Source organism: Psychrobacillus sp. Z3-81 (assembly GCF_056620325.1).
Window position 1 is genome coordinate 14,761 of sequence record NZ_JBWQPU010000012.1, and the last position, 20,335, is coordinate 35,095.

A 20,335-nucleotide genomic window follows, 5' to 3' on the forward strand; every position below is an offset into this window, starting at 1 on the left:
ACTTTATTTTGCTCTTTCGGGTTTCTATAGTCTCTATAACAAAAAGTCGATTTCCAACAAAGGGAAATCGACTTTTTATTAAATTGGGAACCTTTTCAAATGCTGGCACGTATAGTAATCATCGTTTTCTTAAATGCTGTAGTGGTTTCTAATCAGATAGGTTAGCCATTTACAGTGAGGGTTATCCCTTAAATTTTCCAGTAGCCCTTTTGTAAGGGCTAAGCTAGGACGTTCACTTAACAGATTACTTTTAAGTAATTCTAATGACTCTTTTTCAATCGGGGAGTCTAGTTCCTTTATTTTTTCGTCTAACAAAGTGAGAATCTGTTCATGGACATTTTCATTGACGAAGGAGATAGCTTGGATGATCTCGTCTGTAACAAATGTTTCCTTGGAATGCTGGGCTATTATGTTTGTTTTTTCTACCATAGAAATAGTTAACTGCTTTAAATCAATTGGTATTTGGTCTTGAAGACATATTTCCGGGAAAATCTTTGTAAAGCTTTTTATATAGATGATTAATTCGTATTTCCTCTCCTTTGGTAAGGAAGGATATATCTCCTCAATAAGCTTATAGATAATTTCATTTACTTGGTTATCGTAGTATTTCAGCTTTTTAAAGAGCTCTTCGTTTAGGCTTAATGATTGCTCTTGTAGAAAAATCTTCGCCTGAGTAGTATTTTTTAAAAATGCGGTAAGAATATGATGGTAAAAATTATATAATTTTCCTTCAATTTGTGAACATTCTTTGACTGACTGGTCAATGCCCGCGACGAATTGCATCATAAAACTGTCTATTAATGCAAAAATCAGCTCTTCCTTTGATTTGAAGGAGAGATAAAAAGCCCCTTTCGAAATCCCACATCTATCTGTTATTTGCTGTACAGACGTAGCTTCAAAGCCTTGTTCAGCAAATAATTCTAGCGCCTTATCCATAATTAGTTGTTTTTTCACCATTTGTAAAACGCTCCTAGTTATAATATTGACAATTGACCGATTAGTCATTAGTATAAATAAATGAGTTTGTTAAGTCAACGAAAGTAGGTGTAAAGGTGAAAGGTATAGTAAATTTTGTGCTTAAAAATAAATTAGCCGTATGGTTACTTACAATTATTATAACCATTTCTGGTATTTATTCCGGTACAAGAATGAAGATGGAAACGATTCCTGATATTTCGATTCCATACTTGATGGTAATGGGTGTATATCCTGGTGCAACACCAGAGCAGGTAATGGAAGATATATCGATTCCTTTTGAAAAATCTTTAGAGGCACTTGAAGGAGTTAAGGCTGTTTATTCGAATTCTTATTCTAATATGGCCAACGTTCAAGTGGAATATGATTATGGAACGGATATGGATGAAGCGAAGCGTGCGATGCAATCTGCATTGGATGCAGTGGAGCTTCCAGAAGGTGCACAGGAGCCAGTCATTACGGCTATCAGTATGAATATGATGCCGGTTGTGGCGCTAAGTGTAAGTAGCTCAGAAGAAGATATTGTGAACTTAACTTCAACCGTAGAGGAAGTTTTAGTTCCTAAAATAGAAAAATTAGATGGCGTTGCATCTGCAGCGATAACTGGTCAGCATATTGAAGAGGTTGAGCTGACTTATGATGAAGCTAAAATGGCAGAGCTGGAGCTTACGGAAGCTACAGTAAAAGAAATGATTCAAGCGAGCGACATGGCAATTTCTTTAGGCCTATATGAGTTTGAAGAAGGCGAACAAGCGGTTTCCGTTGATGGGAAGTTTATGACGGTCGATGAGCTGAAAGAAATGCTGATCCCTGTTACACCATCTGCAACAAACCCAGCTCCTTTTGTAAAGCTAGGGGATATTGCAAAAATTGAGTTAGTTGGTAAGGTACAATCGGTATCTCGTACGAATGGCGAGGATGCGATTGCTATTCAGATCGTAAAAGCACAGGATGCTAATACGGTAACAGTCGTTAATGAAGTGAAAGAGTTAATTGAAGAAGAGCAAAAAAATATCGAAGGTCTAAATATTGATTTATCGTTAGACCAAGGTGCTCCAATCCAAGAATCTGTAAACACAATGATTGAAAAGGCGCTTTTTGGTGGTTTAATAGCTGTTTTAATCATTCTATTATTCTTACGTGATTTCAAATCTACTATTATTTCGATTGTTTCGATACCAGTTTCTATCTTTATGGCATTGTTGCTATTGAACTGGTTAGATATTACGTTAAACATTATGACATTAGGTGCGGTTACGGTTGCGATAGGTCGGGTAATTGATGACTCGATTGTTGTAGTGGAAAATATTTATCGTCGCCTGCATCTGAAGAGCGAGAAGCTAACAGGTCGTGCCTTAATTCGTGAAGCTACGATTGAAATGTTCAAGCCTATCCTTTCTTCTACATTAGTAACAGTAGCAGTATTTGCTCCGTTGATTTTTGTAGGTGGAATGGTTGGGGAATTATTCTTACCGTTTGCATTGACAATGACTTTTGCTCTTGGAGCATCATTAATTGTCGCTATCACAATCGTTCCGGCGCTTTCTCACTTCTTATTCAAGAAAAAGCTATATGGTGAGAAAACAGAAAGCTCTCATAAAGAGCAAGGAAAAATGTCTGGCTGGTATAAGAGAATCCTTGAATGGACTCTAAATCATAAGATTATTACTTCTTTAGTTTCTATTGCTTTATTAGTAGGAAGCTTGATGTTAACACCGTTAATCGGCTTTAGCTTCTTAGGTAGTGAAGAAGAGAAGGTTATGTATTTAACTTATACACCAGAAGCAGGAGAACTTGCTGAAGACACAGAGAAAAATGTGGCTGCAGTAGAAGAAGAATTGTTACAGCGAACAGATATAGACATCCTTCAGGTGTCGATCAATGATTCAGAAAGCTCGGATCCGATGGCTTCTATGATGGGTGGAGGATCAGGCGGAGCATTAATGTTCATAACCTTTGATCCAGAGATGGAAAACTTCCCAGAGGTTCGTTCAGAAATTGAGGAATATGTATTCAATATTGGGCAATCTGGTGAGTGGAAGAGCCAAAACTTCTCAACAGGTATGTCGTCTAACGAGCTGAGCTATACATTCTACAGTGAAGATTTAGATAAGCTTTATGAAGCTGTTGGAATGGTAGAAAAAGTAATGAGTGAAAACGATGGACTTGAAAAAGTTTCATCAAGTGCAGAAGAAAGCTATGTAGAATATACATTCAAAGTAGAGCAGGATGAGCTGCTTCAGTATGGTTTAACAACAGGTCAGATTGTCATGATGTTAAATCAAAACAATACAAAAGAAGTATTAACTATACTTGAAAAAGACGGTAACACAGTAGAAGTTATCGTACAGCATAAAGATGTTGAGGTACCAAAATCTATTGATGAAATGCTAGCTCAAGAAGTGCCTACTGCATTAGGTACAACGATGAAGCTATCTGAGTTAGTAACAGTGGAAGAGGGCACAACACTAAATACACTTGCTCGTAGTGGTGGAGAGTATTATGCAACTGTTTCAGGTACTATCATCGGAGACGATATTTCGAAGGCTTCTTCAGAGGTAGATGAAGCAATTGATAAGTTAGATTTACCAAAAGGCGTAACAATCGGCGTTGCTGGTGTTACAGCTGATATGGAAGAAACGTTTACTCAGCTTGGAGTAGCAATGCTAGCAGCTATCGCAATTGTATACTTCATCCTTGTAGTAACATTTGGTGAAGGGGTAGCGCCATTCGCAATTCTATTCTCTTTACCATTCGCAGTAATTGGATCATTCGTAGGTCTTCTAATTGCAGGAGAAACAATTTCCGTACCAGTTATGATGGGTCTCCTCATGTTGATTGGTATAGTTGTAACAAACGCAATCGTATTGGTAGACAGAATCATCCATATGGAACGCGATGGTATGACTATGCGTGAAGCGATTCTTGAAGCTGGTGCAACGCGTCTACGTCCAATCCTTATGACAGCAATTGCAACAATTGGAGCATTGCTACCACTGGCATTTGGTTCAGGCGGAAGTGGGCTAATCTCTAAAGGATTAGGAATCACCGTAATCGGCGGTCTAGCAAGTTCGACATTATTAACGCTAATCGTCGTGCCAATCGTATATGAAGTACTATCAAAAATGTTCAAGAAAAAACGTAACGAAGTACAAGATAACTAATTAGAAAGCCTGCAGGGTCAACCCTGCAGGCTTTTTATATGTGGAGAAAGAAGTTTTTATTTTGTTCTGGAGAGTAAGTTATCTATGATAAAATAAAACTATCATTAACATTTATTTGAAAATTTGGGTCTGGAGAGGTGTAAAATTGAAGATTGATCATTTGGTTCTTAATGTTGATAAATATGTACAAGAAGAGGAGCAATATATCAACTCTGTTCATGCGGCTGGGCTTCCGTACAAGCCTAAATGGGGGAAAGGGACAAAGGGATTTAAGGTATCTAACATCTGGATTGGTCAGGAGTATTTTGAGTTAGTACATATAAAGACGCAAGATGGTGGTGGATGGGTAGAGGAGTGGACAGGTAAGTATCACGAGGGGCATAGAGGGTTAATTGGCTTTGCTTTGGAGGTTGAGGATATAGATGATACTTATCAAAGGTTAATTAGTCATAACATTCCTATCTCGCCACCAGAGCCACTAAAATTTCGATGGTTCTTTAACCTTTTTAGTAAAACAATGCCTTGGCGGAACGCATATTTACCGGCGTTCCAAGGGATTCCTTTTCAATTTTTCCTGCAGCAGCTAAATGATGAGAAGGCCAAAAACTTTATGACGCAATATATGGTGCCGAACAGTCGTGATAATCATATCCAAGGCATATCGGAGGTAGTCATTTACGGAGAATTAACAGACAGTGATAAGAAAATCATCTATGCCTTGTTCGATCACTATGAAGAAAGTGAAGAGCTGCTTAAAGTGAACTTAGGTAACCAAACGATTCGCTTTATCCGTTCTCCTGTTTATAAAGTAGAAGTAATCTTAAATTGTCATAACAAGGACTATACAAATAAGGTAGTGGACATTCATAATCTCCAAATAAGAAATTCTGAGTTGATAAAATAAAGGAATGGCAGGCTCCAATTGGTTCCTGCCATTCTTTATGCGTAATATTATATCATTCCATCCATTCCAAAATCTCCAAACGATTCCCAAAAGGATCAGCCAAGTAAATTCTATTTGCCCCAGGTAAGTCGTAGTCTTCGATAAAATCTATCTGGTGCTTGGTCAGATGCACTTTTAATCCTTCAAGGTTTTCTATTTCAAATGCAGGGTGTGCTTTTCTTGCTGGAAGAAAAGGCTCCTCAATGCCGATGTGAATCTGATAATTAGCAAGTTGAAACCAAACTCCACCTTTTTTCTTTAAGCTTGCAGGCTTCTCGATCTCTGTTAATCCGAGAACTCCTACAAAAAATGCACGAGCTTGGTCTTCTGAGCCCCTTGGTGCAGCTAGTTGAACATGGTCAATTCGTTTAAATGTAAAAGACATACGTGTAACCCCCTTTGTATTTACATCATATGACAAAGGAGGTTATTTGAAAAATTTATAATTATTATAGATTTCCATTTGATAAACTTATTACATCATCGAAATAAGCTTCCGAACCGTATTTTTATTTCTAGCTGTTGATGGCATGCTTAATTTTTTCTCAAAGTAATTATTCGTAAATTTCGTTTGACGGTAGTTTTTGTGGTAATGAATGACAATATTTTTATTCGCAATAACTGCAAACTCCTCTTCGACTAATTTGTCTAGCAGCTCTTGCTGTTCTTCGTTTATTTCCTCCTTCAGCATCATTACGTAGGTTTGCTCCTTTTCAAATATTGGATGCAAGCTGATCTGTTGAAGCTCCTCTTTTGTTCGAATAACTACTGGGATTTCAAATCCATATTTTTTAAGCAGTTCTTCTTCTAATGCTTGTATATCATATTCTTTATTTGAGAAAAGTACATTTCCCGTCTGGATATATGTGCGAACATCCTGATAGCCCAGCTCTATAAATAGTTCCTTTAATGATTTCATATCCACCTTGTTCAGTTTTCCTAAATTAATGCCTCTTAACAAAGCGACAAATCCCATATAAATCCCCTCCTACTGTAAGGATAACGATAATTTGGAAAATAATAAAGGTAATATATTTTATACAAAATGTAAAAAATAGTTTACTTTATGTAAAAAATAAGTTACTCTCTTGTTAGAGGTGGTCATATATGGAATCAAAGAGAATTTTAAGTAACAGAATAACGGTGCTAAGAGCTGAAAAGGGGTTGTCTCAAAAGGAGGTGGCGGATCAACTAGGAGTGAGTAGACAGACGATTATCTCCTTAGAAAAAAATAAATACAATCCATCTTTAAAGCTAGCGTTTGAGCTGGCGATATTGTTTGAAGTGGATATAAATGATGTTTTCCAATATAAGCTGGAGGGGGAATGAACATGGATTTACTAATAAAGGGGTTTGTCATCTTATATGTAATCATATTTTTTGCATCTGTTTTTCTTACGTTGAAATTTGAATTGGGAAGTGAGGGAAAGGATGAGCGAGGCCATGCTATTGCGCACAAATCATATAGTATCATCTTTCCGTTAGTGCCGCTAGGTTGGTTGTTTATTGAACTATTTCATGATTATATTCAACCGATGGATTATGAAACGTACAAAAGAGCTATATGGTTTTTGTTGACAGGACTCATGATTCTTCATGCTATTTCGATTACGATTCTAAAAAGAAAATACTAGGAGGCTGATCAAGTGAATATATACATGATCGTTGGCATTGGCCTATTTGTAGTTTTCACAATCTTACCGCTGCTTGATAGTGCTAAAAGAACAAAAACTGAAGTAGTAAAAGCCGTTATCAACTTAATCGGGGTTGCGGCATTAGTTATTGGAGTTCTTTTCTATCAGCTAAACTATATATTTGGAGTAATTCTTTTAATTATCCTCACAATCTTGATAGACAAAAATACGTATACGAAAAAAATGCTTCTTGTATACGGTTCTATATTAGTGATTGTTGTAGGGACACTATATTGGGTCTTTCGTGATAATCTGGAATATGTACAGAAACATCTACAAAAGCATCCGGAAAGCAGTTCCTTATATGTATCAAAGGGTGGAGAGCCAATTATTGAATATAACGCTGATACTGTCAGGCCACTAGCGAGCACAGTAAAAATAGTGATCGCGCTTGAATATGCATTTCAGGTGGAGGAAGGAAACCTAGACCCGAAGCAGATGGTTTCTTTGGGAGAGTTAGACAGGCTATATATTGCTGGAACAGATGGAGGGGCCCATGAGAATTGGAAGGCACAGCTTTCTAATAAAAAGGAAGTAACACTTCATGAGGTTGCTGAGGGGATGATTCAATATAGCTCTAATGCAAATACAGACTATCTAATGCATTTGTTAACGATAGAGGCAATCAATGCAAGAATGGTGGAGTTAGGAGTTCAACCCCACGAACCAGTCTACCCAATTGTAGGGGCACTCGCAATTGGACCTTATTTACAGCAAGAGGACTTAGTGAAGGATAACTTAGAGGAAGAGTTAAAAAAGCTATCAGACGAAGAGTATCGGACTCTCGCTACTAAATTAAGTGAAGACATGCTTCGTGATGGGAAGAGCTATGGAGATATCTCCAATATTTCATTAAAGGCTCAAAGGGTTTGGTCTGATCATTTAACAGGCTCCTCAGCTAGCGCGTACGGAAAGCTACTAGCTTCTATATCTAGAGATGAATACCCAACTAAGGTTTCTTCTATAATGAGAGAGCTGCTGGAATGGCCTTTAGAAAATGAAGGGAATAAGGAGCGCTTTACCCATATGGGTGCCAAAGGTGGGTCTACTGCCTTTGTATTAAACCAGGCGATGTATATCCAGAATAAGGATGGAGAGCGAATGGAGGTAGTTCTACTGATGGATGATTTAAATTGGTGGAATCGATTACTTTTAACGAATAATATAGACTCCTTTTTGTTAAATATTATCGAGGGGCATGAATTAGAATTGTAAAAAACGCTGTTTAATATGTATTTTAGGTACTTCATTAATATCGAATAATTAATAAATACGAAGGATTTTATTGCTTTCTATACAGTGCTTTCACTAATTGAGTGGGTACAGCAAAATAGCTTTTTTCGCCCGAATTTTTGTTAATTTTTGCATCATTAGCCTGGCGGTTGGTATTTAGTCTGCTCGCTATATTGGGATGAGTCCATTCACACGACCTATATATTTTATAGTTGGATCCTACTATGCGATTATAGATATGGCTGGGCCACCTCCTGCATATTCTGGGGGCTTCACTAGCAGTATTCATTCTTATGTCCAATAGAAGATACAGTTACTTCTAACTACAATTTAGTAGAGGTGAAACAAATGAGACATGCATTAGTGGTTGGTGGAACAGGTATGCTTCGTAAAGTCTGTCTATGGCTGGAAAGACAGGACTATCAAGTTTCTGTAGTAGGAAGAAATCAAGAGAAGATGAGACAATTGCTAAACAAAGCATCGAATCCTACACAATTTACTCCTCTATTTGTAGATTATCAAAATATTGGGGAGTTAAGAAAACAAGTTGCTGAAACGATAGAGAAAAATGGTCCGATTGAGTTAGTAGTGGCTTGGATTCATTCGCATGCAAAAGAAACACTCTCTACTATTAACGAGGTTGTAAATGAGTCTTGTGGTAAGTGGGAGCTGTTTCATGTGCTAGGAAGCAGTACGAACCTAGAAGAAATAAAAAAAGAGATACTTGTAAAAGATAATTGTTTCTATCACCAAATTCAGCTAGGCTTCGTAATAGAAAAAGAATTTTCCAGATGGCTAACACATGATGAGATATCGAATGGGGTAGTGAAAGCGATTCAAGAAAAAGTACCAAAGCTTACAATTGGCCAAATAGAGCCTTGGGAGAAACGACCATAAGAAGGGACAGTCGAGAAATTTGATATATGCTCGACTGTCCTTTTCCTAAAATCTTTAAACTGGTAACCACCAAGCGCTCAAACAGCTGATAATTAATACGAGTAACAGAAGTTACCCTAGCCTCCATCGCAAATCCCACTCTTTTAGCCTTTCTTACAGCCCCTGATTTAGCTTTGGCAAAGACAAGCGTTGTCCGAAAATAGCCGAAGGAGGTAATGAAGAATGGGATTATGAATAGCGGCCATTTTTTCCATGAAACTTTACTAAAGATTAATTGAATGAGAAGAATTCCTATCCAGAAAAGCAAAATACAGACATTAAGACGACTTCTTTTAACTTCCAAGACTTTAGCATCCTATTTACCCCCGTGCGAAGGACTGTTAATGCTAATAGATACTGTCATTACTAAGTGCTTGTGCTCCTCTGAACGAGCCTTTGAAAAAGTCTCCTCATAGAAAGTAAATACATCATGAATATCTCCGTGAATACCACTAGCATAATGCATGGACTCGTTATATACCCCAAACTCTTTTGCCCGCTCGATTTCTCGATAAATGACTTCCATGTAGTTTGGATTGTTCATCGGGTAAAGTGCAAATTGAGAGGATACGTATTGCTTCGTGTCATCTGTATTTGTTAAGTCATCTCCTTTATCTAAATAAACATCTCCAGCAGAATCCCCTGGGCAGCCCGCAGAGAAAGTACCAGAGAGTGCGATATGTTCCCCTGTTTTAGCGGCGTGAAGCGTTATAGCCTTTGCCACGTTAAACACATGCACCTGTTTTCCTCTTATGACAGTTGACACGTCATCTGTATGCATCCATACATTTGACGTATCGGTTTGCTCCAGCGCCCCTTTAATCACGGAAACAAACACATTGGTCATCGGGTGAAGTGAAAAGCGAAACCCGACGATTGGACTTAATCCACATTCCATTTCGAAAACCTCCTTTTATTTTCCATAAAAAAAGCTACATCCGTGAAGATGCAGCCACTATTCCTATGAAAAATGAAGGAAAGTCACCGCACTTCCTCACGCAGGCATTATCCTGATCGAGTAATAAGGGATCGGAGCAGAAGCTCACATCACAGCCAATATTGGGCACCCCTAGTGCAGAAATCGGTATGTAGTTTTCTTATGTTGCCATCAGTATAAAGAAAGTTGGAAAAATGTTCAAGTGCTTATTTTGTCAAAAATTTTAAAATAGGAAAGTTGAGTTTTTCCCTAGAGGGCAAATAGGAGATGGTGAGGTAGGAGTAATCAGCCTCGACATCTCCCACTTGTTAGGGCGGAGAAGTCCTTCACTTGTATCAGTCTTTCCTTTACCCCATTACATTTTCAGGCTAGTTCGCAAATCTTTCTTATCATTTCGCCAGTAACGGGCAGTCAAGCGCAAGAAACCAAGTCACTTGCGCAAGTATGAATGAAGTTACCGCAAGTAAGCCGCTGATAATCACATGTAACGTAAATTGATTCCAATTTATCATTGGGTTCTAGGGACCGACACCATAAATCAGTAACACTTTCCCTCTAAATCAACGGATAAAAAGGTTCATATACCGGGTTTGTATAAAAAGGTGGTCGCTTTCCTATTTGGGGAAGCAGAAAAGGCTGGGCATTTACACTATAATACACCGGTACTTTTTGGTTAGAGTAATTGGTTAATAGCATTTGGACCTGAGGGTGGATAATAACTGGGTTCATCATAGAGGCTCCTTCGTATTTTTTATTACTCTATTCTCTCATTCTCTAAAGCGACACCTCTCCTGGGTGAATATCATACGATATAAAAAAAGGAGGTTTCATTTGTCACAATCATACAACCCAAAGAAAAATTACCCGATGCATCCGAACTACGGGAAAATTACTAAATACGAGGAAGTGCCAATTACCGTCCCGGAGCAGAGACAGCTCCGCCAGCCAGGCTTTGAAAGTCTGATGGACCCCAAACCAATCATTGAAAACCCACATTATGTTGGTACCGGTAAGTTAGAAGGGAAAGTTGCGCTCATTACTGGAGGGGACAGTGGTATGGGAGCGGCGGCTGCAATCGCATTTGCGAAGGAAGGAGCAGATGTAGCGATTGCTTATTTAGATGAGCATGAGGATGCTTATCGAACTCGAAAGAGAATACAGGAAGTAGGGCAACGGTGCTTACTTATCCCTGGAGACTTGCGAGACAAGGAGCATTGTAAGTATATAGTGGATGCGACCATCAAAGAATTTAATCGACTAGATGTGTTGTGTAACCATGTTGGAATCCAATTTCAGCAAAACAGCTTGCTTGATATTAGTGATGAGCAGTTTGACGATACATTTAAAGTAAATATTTATTCCCATTTTTATACCACTCGTGCAGCTCTTCCGCACTTAAAGCCGGGAAGTTCCATTATAAACACTGCCTCGGTAGTTGCCTTTGATGGTCATCCATTACTCATTGAATATACAGCTACAAAGGGAGCGAATGTTGGATTTACTAGAGCGTTGGCTAAAAGCTTAGTGGATCAAGGAATTCGGGTAAATGCTATAGCTCCAGGGAAAATATGGACGCCACTTATTCCAGCAAGCTTTTCAGAGGATGAGGTGACCAAGGCGGGAAACCCTATGCAGCGTCAAGGTCAGCCCTTTGAGGTAGCCCCAACTTTTGTTTATCTAGCTTCTGACGACTCCCGTTTTGTCACAGGTCAAACACTCCATGTGAATGGCGGTCAGGTATTTGCTTGAGTTGGCCCTTTAATGGGCTGCTTACATAGAAAGTCTAGAAGATGGTCACCAACAAACGCCCTTATTAATAAAATAGTTAGATAGGTTAATGACAATTGGGAGTGAAAATATGGGGGTAATTACAGGTCAGCAGTATATAGACCGTATTGATGGGATGGGAATTGAGGTTTGGCTAGAAGGAAAGCAAATAACAGGGAAGATATCAGAGCATCCGGCATTCAGCGGAGTAATGAAGAGCCAGGCTGCCTTATATGATTTGCAGCATGATGCTCAGAAAAAAGAGTTACTAACATACCCTTCTCCAACTACCGGAGATCCAGTTGGTATATCTTTTTTGGAACCACGGACCAAGGAAGACCTAGTGAAGAGGCGCAAAATGATTAGGGAATGGGCATCTCATACCAATGGACTGATGGGGCGGAGTCCTGACTATATGAATACTGTTCTGACAGCCTTTGCATCCTCGGCTGGTTTTTTAGAGGGAAAGCTAGATTGCTTTCCAGAAAATTTACGAAGCTACTATGAATATGCAAGAGAAAATGATTGTTCCCTAACTCACACCTTTATTGATCCGCAGGTGAATCGCTCTAGTAATTATTTGGATGAAGCAGAGGAGCCGATTAGTGCGAGAGTGGTGGAAGAAAATGAAGATGGGTTGATTATTAAGGGGGCTCGGTTACTGGCGACACAAGGTGGGATAACGGATGAAATTTTTGTCCTATCCAGTGGGCATGTACTAGAAGATGGAAAGGGTTATTCCTTCGCAATTCCGAGTAATACAAAGGGACTTCGTTTTATTTGTAGAGAATCCTTTGCAAGCAACGGTTCCGCTTTTGATTATCCCTTAAGTAGTAGGTTTGAGGAAATGGATACGATCGTAGTGTTCGATAATGTGCTGGTGCCTTGGGAAAGAGTTTTTTTCTATGATAATCAAATGGTTGCCGGTGAGTTTATGGTTCGTAGTTCCTTTCAGCCTTTTGGGATTCATCAAGTCATTACTAGACAAATTGTAAAGACAGAATTTCTATTAGGAATTGCTCAAAAAATTGTTCAAACCATTCAAATCGAAGAATATCAGCATGTCCAAGAGAAGGTAACGGAAATTATTGTGGGATTAGAGACGTTAAAGGCACTTCTTTTGCAATCAGAGCAAGAGGCGAAGCTGAACGAATGGGGTTATATGGAGCCTGACCGTGCTTCTTTACATGCGGCAATAACTATTTATCCAAAAATCTATCCGAGATTTACAGAAATTATTCAACAGCTAGGTGCCAGCGGAATGATGTCTATTCCTAAAGAAGCAGACTTTCAATCGCCAATTAAGAAAGATTTAGAGCAATATTTACAAGCTAGAGGGGCAGATGCGGAGGAGCGAGTGAAGCTTTTCCGATTAGCTTGGGATTTGACAATGAGCCCCTTTGGTACACGACAAACACATTATGAACGCTTCTTTTTTGGGGATCCTGTACGTGTTAGTGGATTGCTATATAGACTTTACGACAAGCAACAGTATGTGGAGAAAATAAATGATTTGTTGAAATGATGACCTCTGGTTCTTCGCTGAGTCGGAGGCCAACAGGATGTTGGTCAGGAAAACGTTGTCACACGATGTGACGTTCTTAGTTTTCCCTCCCCCAGGCAAGCCAGCATCAAGTTTAGATTCTTTCTCTTAATTTATCGACCTCTGGTTCTCCGCTGCATCGGACGCTTTCCGCGGGGGAGCGGTGAGCCACAGCCGAACGCTAACGCGTGCCGCTGCTGTGTCTCACCAGTCTCCCTCTCCCGCAGGAGTCGCCGATGCTGCTACGAACCAATAGTGTTTCCTACTAGAAGTAGATTTTGATACATAAATTAACGCAGAAAGCCTACCCTCTAAAAATAAGATGGGATTCCTGTGAGTAAACACTAACACCCTAATTTAAATTTATCTGGATCTTTTCTCCATAGGTTTTTAGATAGTACAAGCCACCGATTTCTAGTGAGAGAGCTTCGTCGCCCGAAGAGAAGTACAGTGTGCGAATCCATTTCTCCGATTGGTCATTGAAATCTCCGGTGGTCTGAAGAGGAACATCTCCATTTATTGTGTGTAAGTTAACCTCATCTAATAGTACTTGAAAATCAGAAGCGATTGTTATGCGTGTCTCTTTTTCATCCTGTTCTATGCTCTGAATCTCGAGCCACTTGTCTCCTACCGTATAGCGGTCAACCTCTATAGGAATTTGCTGGTTTACTTTTTCATAGCCATTAAAGGTATCTAACACTATCTCTAACTGTTCGGTGCCAACAGGAATGGTCTCGTAGAGTAGCTCTACATCATAAGGACCAAACATAGACCTGCTATTTCCTCCTTGGATTATCGGAACCTCTATCCCATCTGCAAGTAATTGTATCCCCATTGTTTCCGCATTTATATTCCGATCCGTATGAAAGTCGAGTGTAGCGGTGATAACAGTGGAAGCGTTTGTTGCAATAATTTTTTTGAAGTTTAATGTGCCGAAATCGAAATCTATTTTTTGTCCGATAGATTTTTTCAATGTAGTCGGCATCGCCTTATCTGCATCATATGGAATGGTAAGTGAATAATCCTGATCTTTATAACGCAATTCAAGAGTGAGCTCTTTAGCAAACGGACTGACTGCCTCAAAGGTAGCTTGACCAACTTGATTATCTGGGTCATATACTCCGCTGCTTGCCTGAGAATCCGTTAAAAATCCAGTGAACCTGTACATTTGAAGCTGATCCCATGCAGTTGGCTCAATTTTATAATAAACGACAAACCGATTGGTATCCGAAAGAATCCCCTCTATCAGGAGCTTGGTGCCATCATTAAACGTAATAGACTTATTTACCTCATGAATATAGCCCTCCTCGTTCAATGCTTGAAGAGAGGAGCTCATTAAGCTCTCATAACCAAATATTTTCTTCCCATAATAGGCAAATGCACTATAGTTAACCGTAAAGGCAATTAAAAGTAATGCAGCTGCTGCAGCTACCAATATACCTGGCAATCGTTTTTTCCTCTTTTTCTGTTTCAATGCCTTTCGCAATCGTTCCTCAAGCTGTGGGGGAGCCAGAAGATTACGTATTTCTTCCTGTTTTTTTTCTAGCTCATTCATGCTGTTCACCTCCGAAATGTTGTCGAAGCTTACCTAACGCCGAAAATACACGTGACTTCACTGTGCCTACAGAGACATTCGTAAGACTGGCGATTGTTTGATAGTCATAGTCGAGGAAATACTTCAATTGTATTGCCTCTTTTTGTACCGGACTTAAAACCTCTAAACTGGACAAGAGCTCGAGCTTTGTATGATGTAGCTCGTAAGGGTCTGAAATATCTTCCATTAATTCTTCATCCTCTAAGAAGCTTATATTTTTTCGCTTTCGTAATATAGCACGGCATTCATTCACCAAAATCGTTTTACTCCATGAATAAAAGGATTCAGGATTTTTGAGCTGCTCAATTTTTTCATATAAAATGACAATCATATTCTCTAGCGCATCCATTGCGTCATGTTCATTTTCTACATACGTATAAGCTAGCCTGTAATAATCATGCTGTTGCTCCATCACGAGCTTCACTAACGCATTCTTATTTCCACGCTGTGCCTTTTTAACGAGCTGCCTCATTTCTTCACCTCACCTTTTCACTTATAAGAGTCGTGGGATATGTAAAAAGTTCATTTATTTATAAAAATATATTGCTTTAATCTTGAAGAGGACAAAGGAGATCTTATAAACTCATAATCCCCAAAATAATCTTAAATGCCTTCCGATTCTTCTTAGATTTTTCACACCCTGCTTTGTATCAAGTATCCAGACTGTTTTACCTATCCAAATTCTTATATAGAACGATTGGAGGCGAATAGGTCCGACTATCCCTCTTTCTTCAACTTCTGATCCATCATCGTATTCTATTTCGGTCCGAATAAGCCAAGTGTTCCCAATGCCGAATTCTATAAACTTCATATGATGCCTCCTCGTTTGTTACAATTAAGATAACGTATAAAAGGAACGGGAGAAAGGGTTAGAAGGATGAAATTATCAATTAATGAAGCAAAGATAAAAGAGGTCTGTGGCGTCACTGCCACTAAAAAGGGAAAGAGCTACTTTCAAGCGGGTAAAGTAATCCTTCGCTCCATTTCTAATGAGCATGCGGTGGTGCAAGCAACGGTCCTTGCCGGTGAGGAATTCGACGTGAAGGTACAAGATGGACCTAAAGGGCAAATAGTAGCGACTTGTTCTTGTCCTCCTGTGGGCTTTGTGAAGACGTATTGTCAGCATGTGGCCGCTGTCTTGTTTGCAATAGAGGACTATCAGCAAATGGACGATTTCCTGGCAACGCGTATGATGAATTTATTTGATAATAAAACCATGCATACAACCGGCAGACATACTCATTTTGACCGTCGGAAGCCGCTTGACTTAGAGTTCACCTGTCACCCTATACAAGTTCGGGAAGGAGAGCACAGTATAAGTATCGAGCTTGGCGTAGGGTCAAATTTGTTTTATCCGATTGAAGACGTTACCCATTTCTTTCAAGCACTTCAAGCGGCAGAGCCATACGAATTTGGACCAGGCTTTACCTATACGCCCGAAATCTATAGCTTTCCAAGGGAGACGGATGAGGTTCTACAGCTATTATTAAAGTGCTGGAGAGGGAGCGATGGAAACAAGATTCCTATCACTCCTGCTGATTGGGAGCATTTACTTCCGCTACTGGTCAAGGCGCCATTTGTCCAATTCAAACAGGCTGGACGTTTTTATCCGGACATCCGATTTGGTCAGGAGCTACCGATTAGCTTTACCTTTGGGGAAGAGGGAGAGGATAGTTACCAGCTACGTATGAAGGGGCTCGATGAGCTGATCGTTTTTCCGGCTTATAACGGTGCGTACTCGAGAGGGGAATGGTTCCGGCTTCCTAAGCAAGATGCAGTCCGGTTGGTAGAGCTAAAAGCGATGGTCGAGACAGCAGAAAAGCCAATGCTTACGATAAGGGAAAATCAAATAGATGATTTCATGAATAAGGTAATCCCTGGCTTGATGAGACTAGGTAAAGTTAAAATTTCCGATTCGATATCTTCTAGGCTGAACGAAACGCCCCTTACGGTTAAGCTGTTCTTGGACCGAGTGAAAAATAAGCTGCTTGCAGGTGTCGAGTTTCACTATGGTCATATGATGCTTAATCCTGCTGAAGAAACAGAGGAAGACCCTATACACTTACCTGGTATTAGACGTCAAAGAGAAAAGGAGCGGGAGTTTCTAGAGCTACTCCGCGAGAATTCATTCACTCAAACACCGGGAGGATTCTTCCTTTACGACGAGGAAGCAGAATACCGTTTTCTCTATCATGTGCTTCCGAACATGGAAAAGTGGGTGAAGGTCTATGCCTCTACAGCAGTCAAAATTCGAGTAAACACAGGGTACCGAGGTCCTAAGATCAAGGTAGAGGTAAGGGAAAGAACGGATTGGCTAGAGTTCCAGTTTGATTTTAATGAAATACCGCAAAAGGAAATCGAGCAGCTAATGACCGCCATTGAGGAGAAGCAGAAGTTTTATCGAATACCAGGGGGCGACCTTGTTTCCTTGGAGACACCTGAGTATTTGGCACTCGCTAATTTCTTGGAGGAAGTAAAGCTCTCTTTGGAGGATGCCATAGAAGAAGAAAGGGTAAGAGTACCTCTATTAAAAGGGATGCGATATGTTGCTTCCATGGATAACGAAGGGCTCTTGGAGACTGGGGAAGAATTTGCGAAGCTGCTGACAAATCTCCAGCAGCCTAGTGGATTAGAAGAATCCCTTCCCAAAACGTTGGTACCCATTCTGCATGATTACCAGAAGACCGGTTACCGCTGGTTAAAGCTATTAGCTAGCTATCAATTTGGTGGCATACTAGCAGATGATATGGGCTTGGGGAAAACACTGCAAAGTATCGCCTTTATTGATTCTGTCCTTCCTGAAATAAGAGAAAGTAAACAGCCGGTACTCATTGTATCCCCGGCATCTCTTATCTATAACTGGCGAAACGAGCTAGAAAAGTTCACCCCCCATATTCAGGCCACAGTTGTTTCTGGGAATAAAGCTGAAAGGAGTGAGCAATGGAAGAGTGCCCTTCATTCAGAGGTTGTGATTACCTCTTATCCAACTTTACGCATGGATGAGGCCTTACACAAGGAGTTAAGCTTCCATACAATGTTTCTTGATGAGGCGCAGGCTGTTAAAAACCCTGATACAAAGACGGCAAGGATTGTGAGAAAGGTACGTGCAAAACATCGATTTGCTTTGACGGGTACTCCAATCGAAAACTCCACTTCGGAGCTTTGGTCTATTTTTCGCATTGTCTTTCCAGAACTATTACCGAATCGAAGAGAGTTTTATGATTTACAGCGAAAGGAAATCGCAAAGCGTGTTCGGCCATTTATTTTAAGGAGAACGAAGGAAGAGGTATTGAAGGAGCTGCCAGATAAGAAGGAGAAGGTTGTTTATTCCGACCTGCAGCTTGAACAGAAAAAGTTATATACGGCCTATTTAGCAGAGTTGAAGCATGATGCACTCAAGCACTTAAAAAGAAATGATTTTAGGCGAAATAAAGTAAAGTTTTTAGCTGGATTAACGAGACTTCGCCAGCTATGCTGTCATCCTGCACTCTTTGTAGAGGATTATAAGGGAAGCTCTGCTAAGCTGGAGCAGCTAATGGAAATCCTAAGGGAAAGCAGGCTCGCGGGAAGAAGGGTTCTAATCTTTTCGCAGTTCACTCAAATGCTTGCTATTATTGGCAAGCAGTTAATACGGGAAGGGGTTCCTTACTTTTATTTGGATGGACAAACACCGCCGGCTGAACGGGTGGCACTTTGTGATAGATTCAACAGCGGAGAGGAAGAGCTGTTCCTGATCTCCTTAAAGGCTGGAGGTACTGGCTTGAACTTAACGGGAGCGGACACAGTTATCCTATATGATTTATGGTGGAACCCGGCTGTGGAGCAGCAGGCTGCCGATAGAGCGCACCGAATGGGGCAAGAAAAGGAAGTCCAAGTCATTCGCATGGTAGCAAGAGGGACCATAGAGGAAAAAATCACCCAGCTTCAGCACAAGAAGAAATCTCTTATTGATGAAGTGATTCAATCTGACCAAGAAAGCTTAACGGAGGAGGATATACTCGAGGTTTTGATGCTGGAATAAGGAAAAGGATAGCTTTAAGACGGTTTGCAGCTATGTAAAATTAAGTGATGAGAGGATTGATCATTATGGTCAATTCTCTTTTTTATTTTGGCTATAATCAGTTGTTGGTAGCATATTTATTTGTTGATTGGCAATAGGAAAGGCACCTCCATTGAGTGGTAAGTCAATCAAAAGAGGTGCCTGGCTGTTACTATATATGGTTTGACTAGGTGCGACTAACCGACTGGTAGCTTACCAAAACATATCTATTCAGGTAGATGCCCCAACGCTTTGGATATGTTTGCGGCACAATTCTTTACCTGTTGGATATAATAATCTGAATTGGCCTGGAAGTACATGAGCGGGATTGAACTGCTAATAGCCCCTTCTACAAGCCCTTTATGATTGTAAAATTCACAGCCAATACAAACGACACCTGATTCATATTCCTCCATATCAAGGGCATAGCCTTGGGAACGAATAAGGTTTATTTCTTTCATGAAATCTTTATGTTCTGTAATAGTTTTAGGAGTGAATTGTTTAATCGTGGAGGCTTCCCATATTTCATCTATTTTGGCATCGGATTGAGCGGAGAGGAGAGCTTTCCCAACTGCAGTGCAATACATAGGTGCTCGTTTCCCTACTTGTGATTTCATCAGAAAACCTGAATTACTATTCGTGGGATAGATTTTATCTATATATAAGACCTCCATTCCCTCCTGGACGACCATATGCACAGTGGCTTCAATTTGATTAGATAACTCACTGATAAATCTACGAGCGATTTTATAAGAATCAATATTTTCAATTCTCTTATTTCCTATTGAAAAAAGTTTATATGTTATTCGGTAGGATCCATTTTTATCGACCTGCTCTACATATCCGGTTGCTATTAGGGTGGATAATAAACGATGCACTGTTGCTTTATTCAGGCCAGATAGATTGCTGATTTCAGTTAAACTAATCTCGTTATGCTCAGCCACTATTTCTAAAATAGATAAGCTGCGCGCTACAGACTGTACTGTTGTTTCCTTCATAGCTTCAAACCTTTCAAAAGATTTCTTTGTATATAAAATGTCTTCTAATCTTCAAGGATATTTACGTAAAAAGTTTTTAAGTAATAGTATTATAACACGTGATCTTTCCTTTAGTCCTCTTACAAAAACCTCTTGTGTTCAGAAAAAATAAAATAGAATATCTATTTATTTATTTTCAAGTTTTTCAACTTTATATTTTACTAGAATAACGATTGACATCAACCTCATTAGCGTTTAAATTAGTGTTAGTTTCATATTACAAAATTAAGTTTCACGATATGAAACAAATCTCTTATTCAAGGAGGTTTTAAACGCTTAAGAAGGAAAGGCGTTTGTGGGAATTCTTTGGAACAAATGCAACGGTTATATTGTCGAAGTTTGATAAAAGAATTTTGTAGGATTTTCTCCATATGTATAGGAGAAAAGTAAACATTATCTCTAGAGATTAGCGTACAAGCTTACGATTATATACTACTTCTTAAAAAGATTCCTAATAATACTCTCAAAACTAC

The 20,335-nt window shown here is 39.6% G+C and carries 16 protein-coding genes, 1 pseudogene and 1 riboswitch; of the genes and pseudogenes, 9 read left to right on the forward strand and 8 right to left on the reverse strand.

Annotation, left to right across the window (positions count from 1 at the left end; genetic code table 11):
- Positions 1 to 129 precede the first annotated feature (129 nt).
- Entirely contained in the window at positions 130 to 957 is an 828-nt protein-coding gene (locus tag AC1ECF_RS13115) for a TetR/AcrR family transcriptional regulator (protein WP_480389883.1), read from the reverse strand.
- Positions 958 to 1,052: 95 nt separating this feature from the next.
- Between AC1ECF_RS13115 and AC1ECF_RS13120 the strand changes: the two genes are divergently transcribed.
- Positions 1,053 to 4,139, forward strand: a complete 3,087-nt coding sequence (locus AC1ECF_RS13120) for an efflux RND transporter permease subunit (RefSeq protein ID WP_480389884.1) — start codon at positions 1,053 to 1,055, stop codon at positions 4,137 to 4,139.
- Positions 4,140 to 4,284: 145 nt separating this feature from the next.
- Complete coding sequence (locus AC1ECF_RS13125; protein WP_480389885.1) at positions 4,285 to 5,043, forward strand: VOC family protein; 759 nt, start codon at positions 4,285 to 4,287, stop codon at positions 5,041 to 5,043.
- A gap of 52 nt (positions 5,044 to 5,095) precedes the next feature.
- Here the strand turns inward: AC1ECF_RS13125 and AC1ECF_RS13130 are convergent, their stop codons facing one another.
- On the reverse strand, positions 5,096 to 5,467 hold the full coding sequence (locus AC1ECF_RS13130; RefSeq protein ID WP_480389886.1) for a VOC family protein: 372 nt from the start codon (positions 5,465 to 5,467) through the stop codon (positions 5,096 to 5,098).
- A 90-nt stretch (positions 5,468 to 5,557) separates the two neighbouring features.
- Positions 5,558 to 6,058 (reverse strand): DUF1697 domain-containing protein, encoded by a 501-nt coding sequence (locus tag AC1ECF_RS13135; protein ID WP_480389887.1) that lies wholly within the window; start codon positions 6,056 to 6,058, stop codon positions 5,558 to 5,560.
- Between the two features lie 131 nt (positions 6,059 to 6,189).
- On the opposite strand from AC1ECF_RS13135, the gene AC1ECF_RS13140 reads away from it, so the two are divergent.
- The 4 genes from AC1ECF_RS13140 (at position 6,190) to AC1ECF_RS13155 (ending at position 8,906) form a co-directional block, all read left to right on the forward strand.
- Positions 6,190 to 6,411 carry a helix-turn-helix transcriptional regulator gene (locus AC1ECF_RS13140; protein ID WP_480389888.1) on the forward strand — a complete coding sequence of 74 codons (222 nt, stop codon included), beginning with the start codon at positions 6,190 to 6,192 and terminating at the stop codon, positions 6,409 to 6,411.
- A 2-nt stretch (positions 6,412 to 6,413) separates the two neighbouring features.
- Positions 6,414 to 6,716 carry a hypothetical protein gene (locus AC1ECF_RS13145; RefSeq protein WP_480389889.1) on the forward strand — a complete coding sequence of 101 codons (303 nt, stop codon included), beginning with the start codon at positions 6,414 to 6,416 and terminating at the stop codon, positions 6,714 to 6,716.
- A gap of 12 nt (positions 6,717 to 6,728) precedes the next feature.
- Positions 6,729 to 7,991 (forward strand): serine hydrolase, encoded by a 1,263-nt coding sequence (locus tag AC1ECF_RS13150; RefSeq protein ID WP_480389890.1) that lies wholly within the window; start codon positions 6,729 to 6,731, stop codon positions 7,989 to 7,991.
- 366 nt (positions 7,992 to 8,357) lie between these two features.
- Complete coding sequence (locus AC1ECF_RS13155; RefSeq protein WP_480389891.1) at positions 8,358 to 8,906, forward strand: short-chain dehydrogenase; 549 nt, start codon at positions 8,358 to 8,360, stop codon at positions 8,904 to 8,906.
- A gap of 355 nt (positions 8,907 to 9,261) precedes the next feature.
- Here AC1ECF_RS13155 and AC1ECF_RS13160 read toward each other — a convergent pair whose 3' ends face one another.
- A complete protein-coding gene (locus AC1ECF_RS13160; RefSeq protein ID WP_480389892.1) occupies positions 9,262 to 9,843 on the reverse strand; it encodes a YkoF family thiamine/hydroxymethylpyrimidine-binding protein in 582 nt (193 codons plus the stop codon).
- 76 nt (positions 9,844 to 9,919) lie between these two features.
- Positions 9,920 to 10,026: riboswitch (TPP riboswitch) on the reverse strand.
- A 723-nt stretch (positions 10,027 to 10,749) separates the two neighbouring features.
- On the opposite strand from AC1ECF_RS13160, the gene AC1ECF_RS13165 reads away from it, so the two are divergent.
- Entirely contained in the window at positions 10,750 to 11,631 is an 882-nt protein-coding gene (locus AC1ECF_RS13165) for an SDR family oxidoreductase (RefSeq protein WP_480389971.1), read from the forward strand.
- Positions 11,632 to 11,740: 109 nt separating this feature from the next.
- The gene (hpaB, locus tag AC1ECF_RS13170) at positions 11,741 to 13,174 is read left to right on the forward strand and encodes a 4-hydroxyphenylacetate 3-monooxygenase, oxygenase component (protein WP_480389893.1); all 1,434 of its coding nucleotides are present in this window, start codon (positions 11,741 to 11,743) and stop codon (positions 13,172 to 13,174) included.
- A gap of 370 nt (positions 13,175 to 13,544) precedes the next feature.
- On the opposite strand, the gene AC1ECF_RS13175 is transcribed toward hpaB, so the two are convergent.
- From AC1ECF_RS13175 to AC1ECF_RS13185, 3 genes and pseudogenes are all read right to left on the reverse strand, one after another.
- Positions 13,545 to 14,747 (reverse strand): DUF4179 domain-containing protein, encoded by a 1,203-nt coding sequence (locus AC1ECF_RS13175; RefSeq protein WP_480389894.1) that lies wholly within the window; start codon positions 14,745 to 14,747, stop codon positions 13,545 to 13,547.
- Complete coding sequence (locus tag AC1ECF_RS13180) at positions 14,740 to 15,258, reverse strand: sigma-70 family RNA polymerase sigma factor (protein ID WP_480389895.1); 519 nt, start codon at positions 15,256 to 15,258, stop codon at positions 14,740 to 14,742. Before AC1ECF_RS13180 ends, AC1ECF_RS13175 begins: the two co-directional genes overlap by 8 nt.
- Positions 15,259 to 15,361: 103 nt before the next feature.
- Positions 15,362 to 15,597 (reverse strand): annotated as a pseudogene (locus AC1ECF_RS13185) (DUF3977 family protein).
- 66 nt (positions 15,598 to 15,663) lie between these two features.
- Here AC1ECF_RS13185 and AC1ECF_RS13190 point away from each other — a divergent pair.
- Positions 15,664 to 18,807, forward strand: a complete 3,144-nt coding sequence (locus tag AC1ECF_RS13190) for a DEAD/DEAH box helicase (RefSeq protein WP_480389896.1) — start codon at positions 15,664 to 15,666, stop codon at positions 18,805 to 18,807.
- A gap of 245 nt (positions 18,808 to 19,052) precedes the next feature.
- On the opposite strand, the gene AC1ECF_RS13195 is transcribed toward AC1ECF_RS13190, so the two are convergent.
- The gene (locus AC1ECF_RS13195; RefSeq protein WP_480389897.1) at positions 19,053 to 19,823 is read right to left on the reverse strand and encodes an IclR family transcriptional regulator; all 771 of its coding nucleotides are present in this window, start codon (positions 19,821 to 19,823) and stop codon (positions 19,053 to 19,055) included.
- Between the last annotated feature and the right edge of the window lie 512 nt (positions 19,824 to 20,335).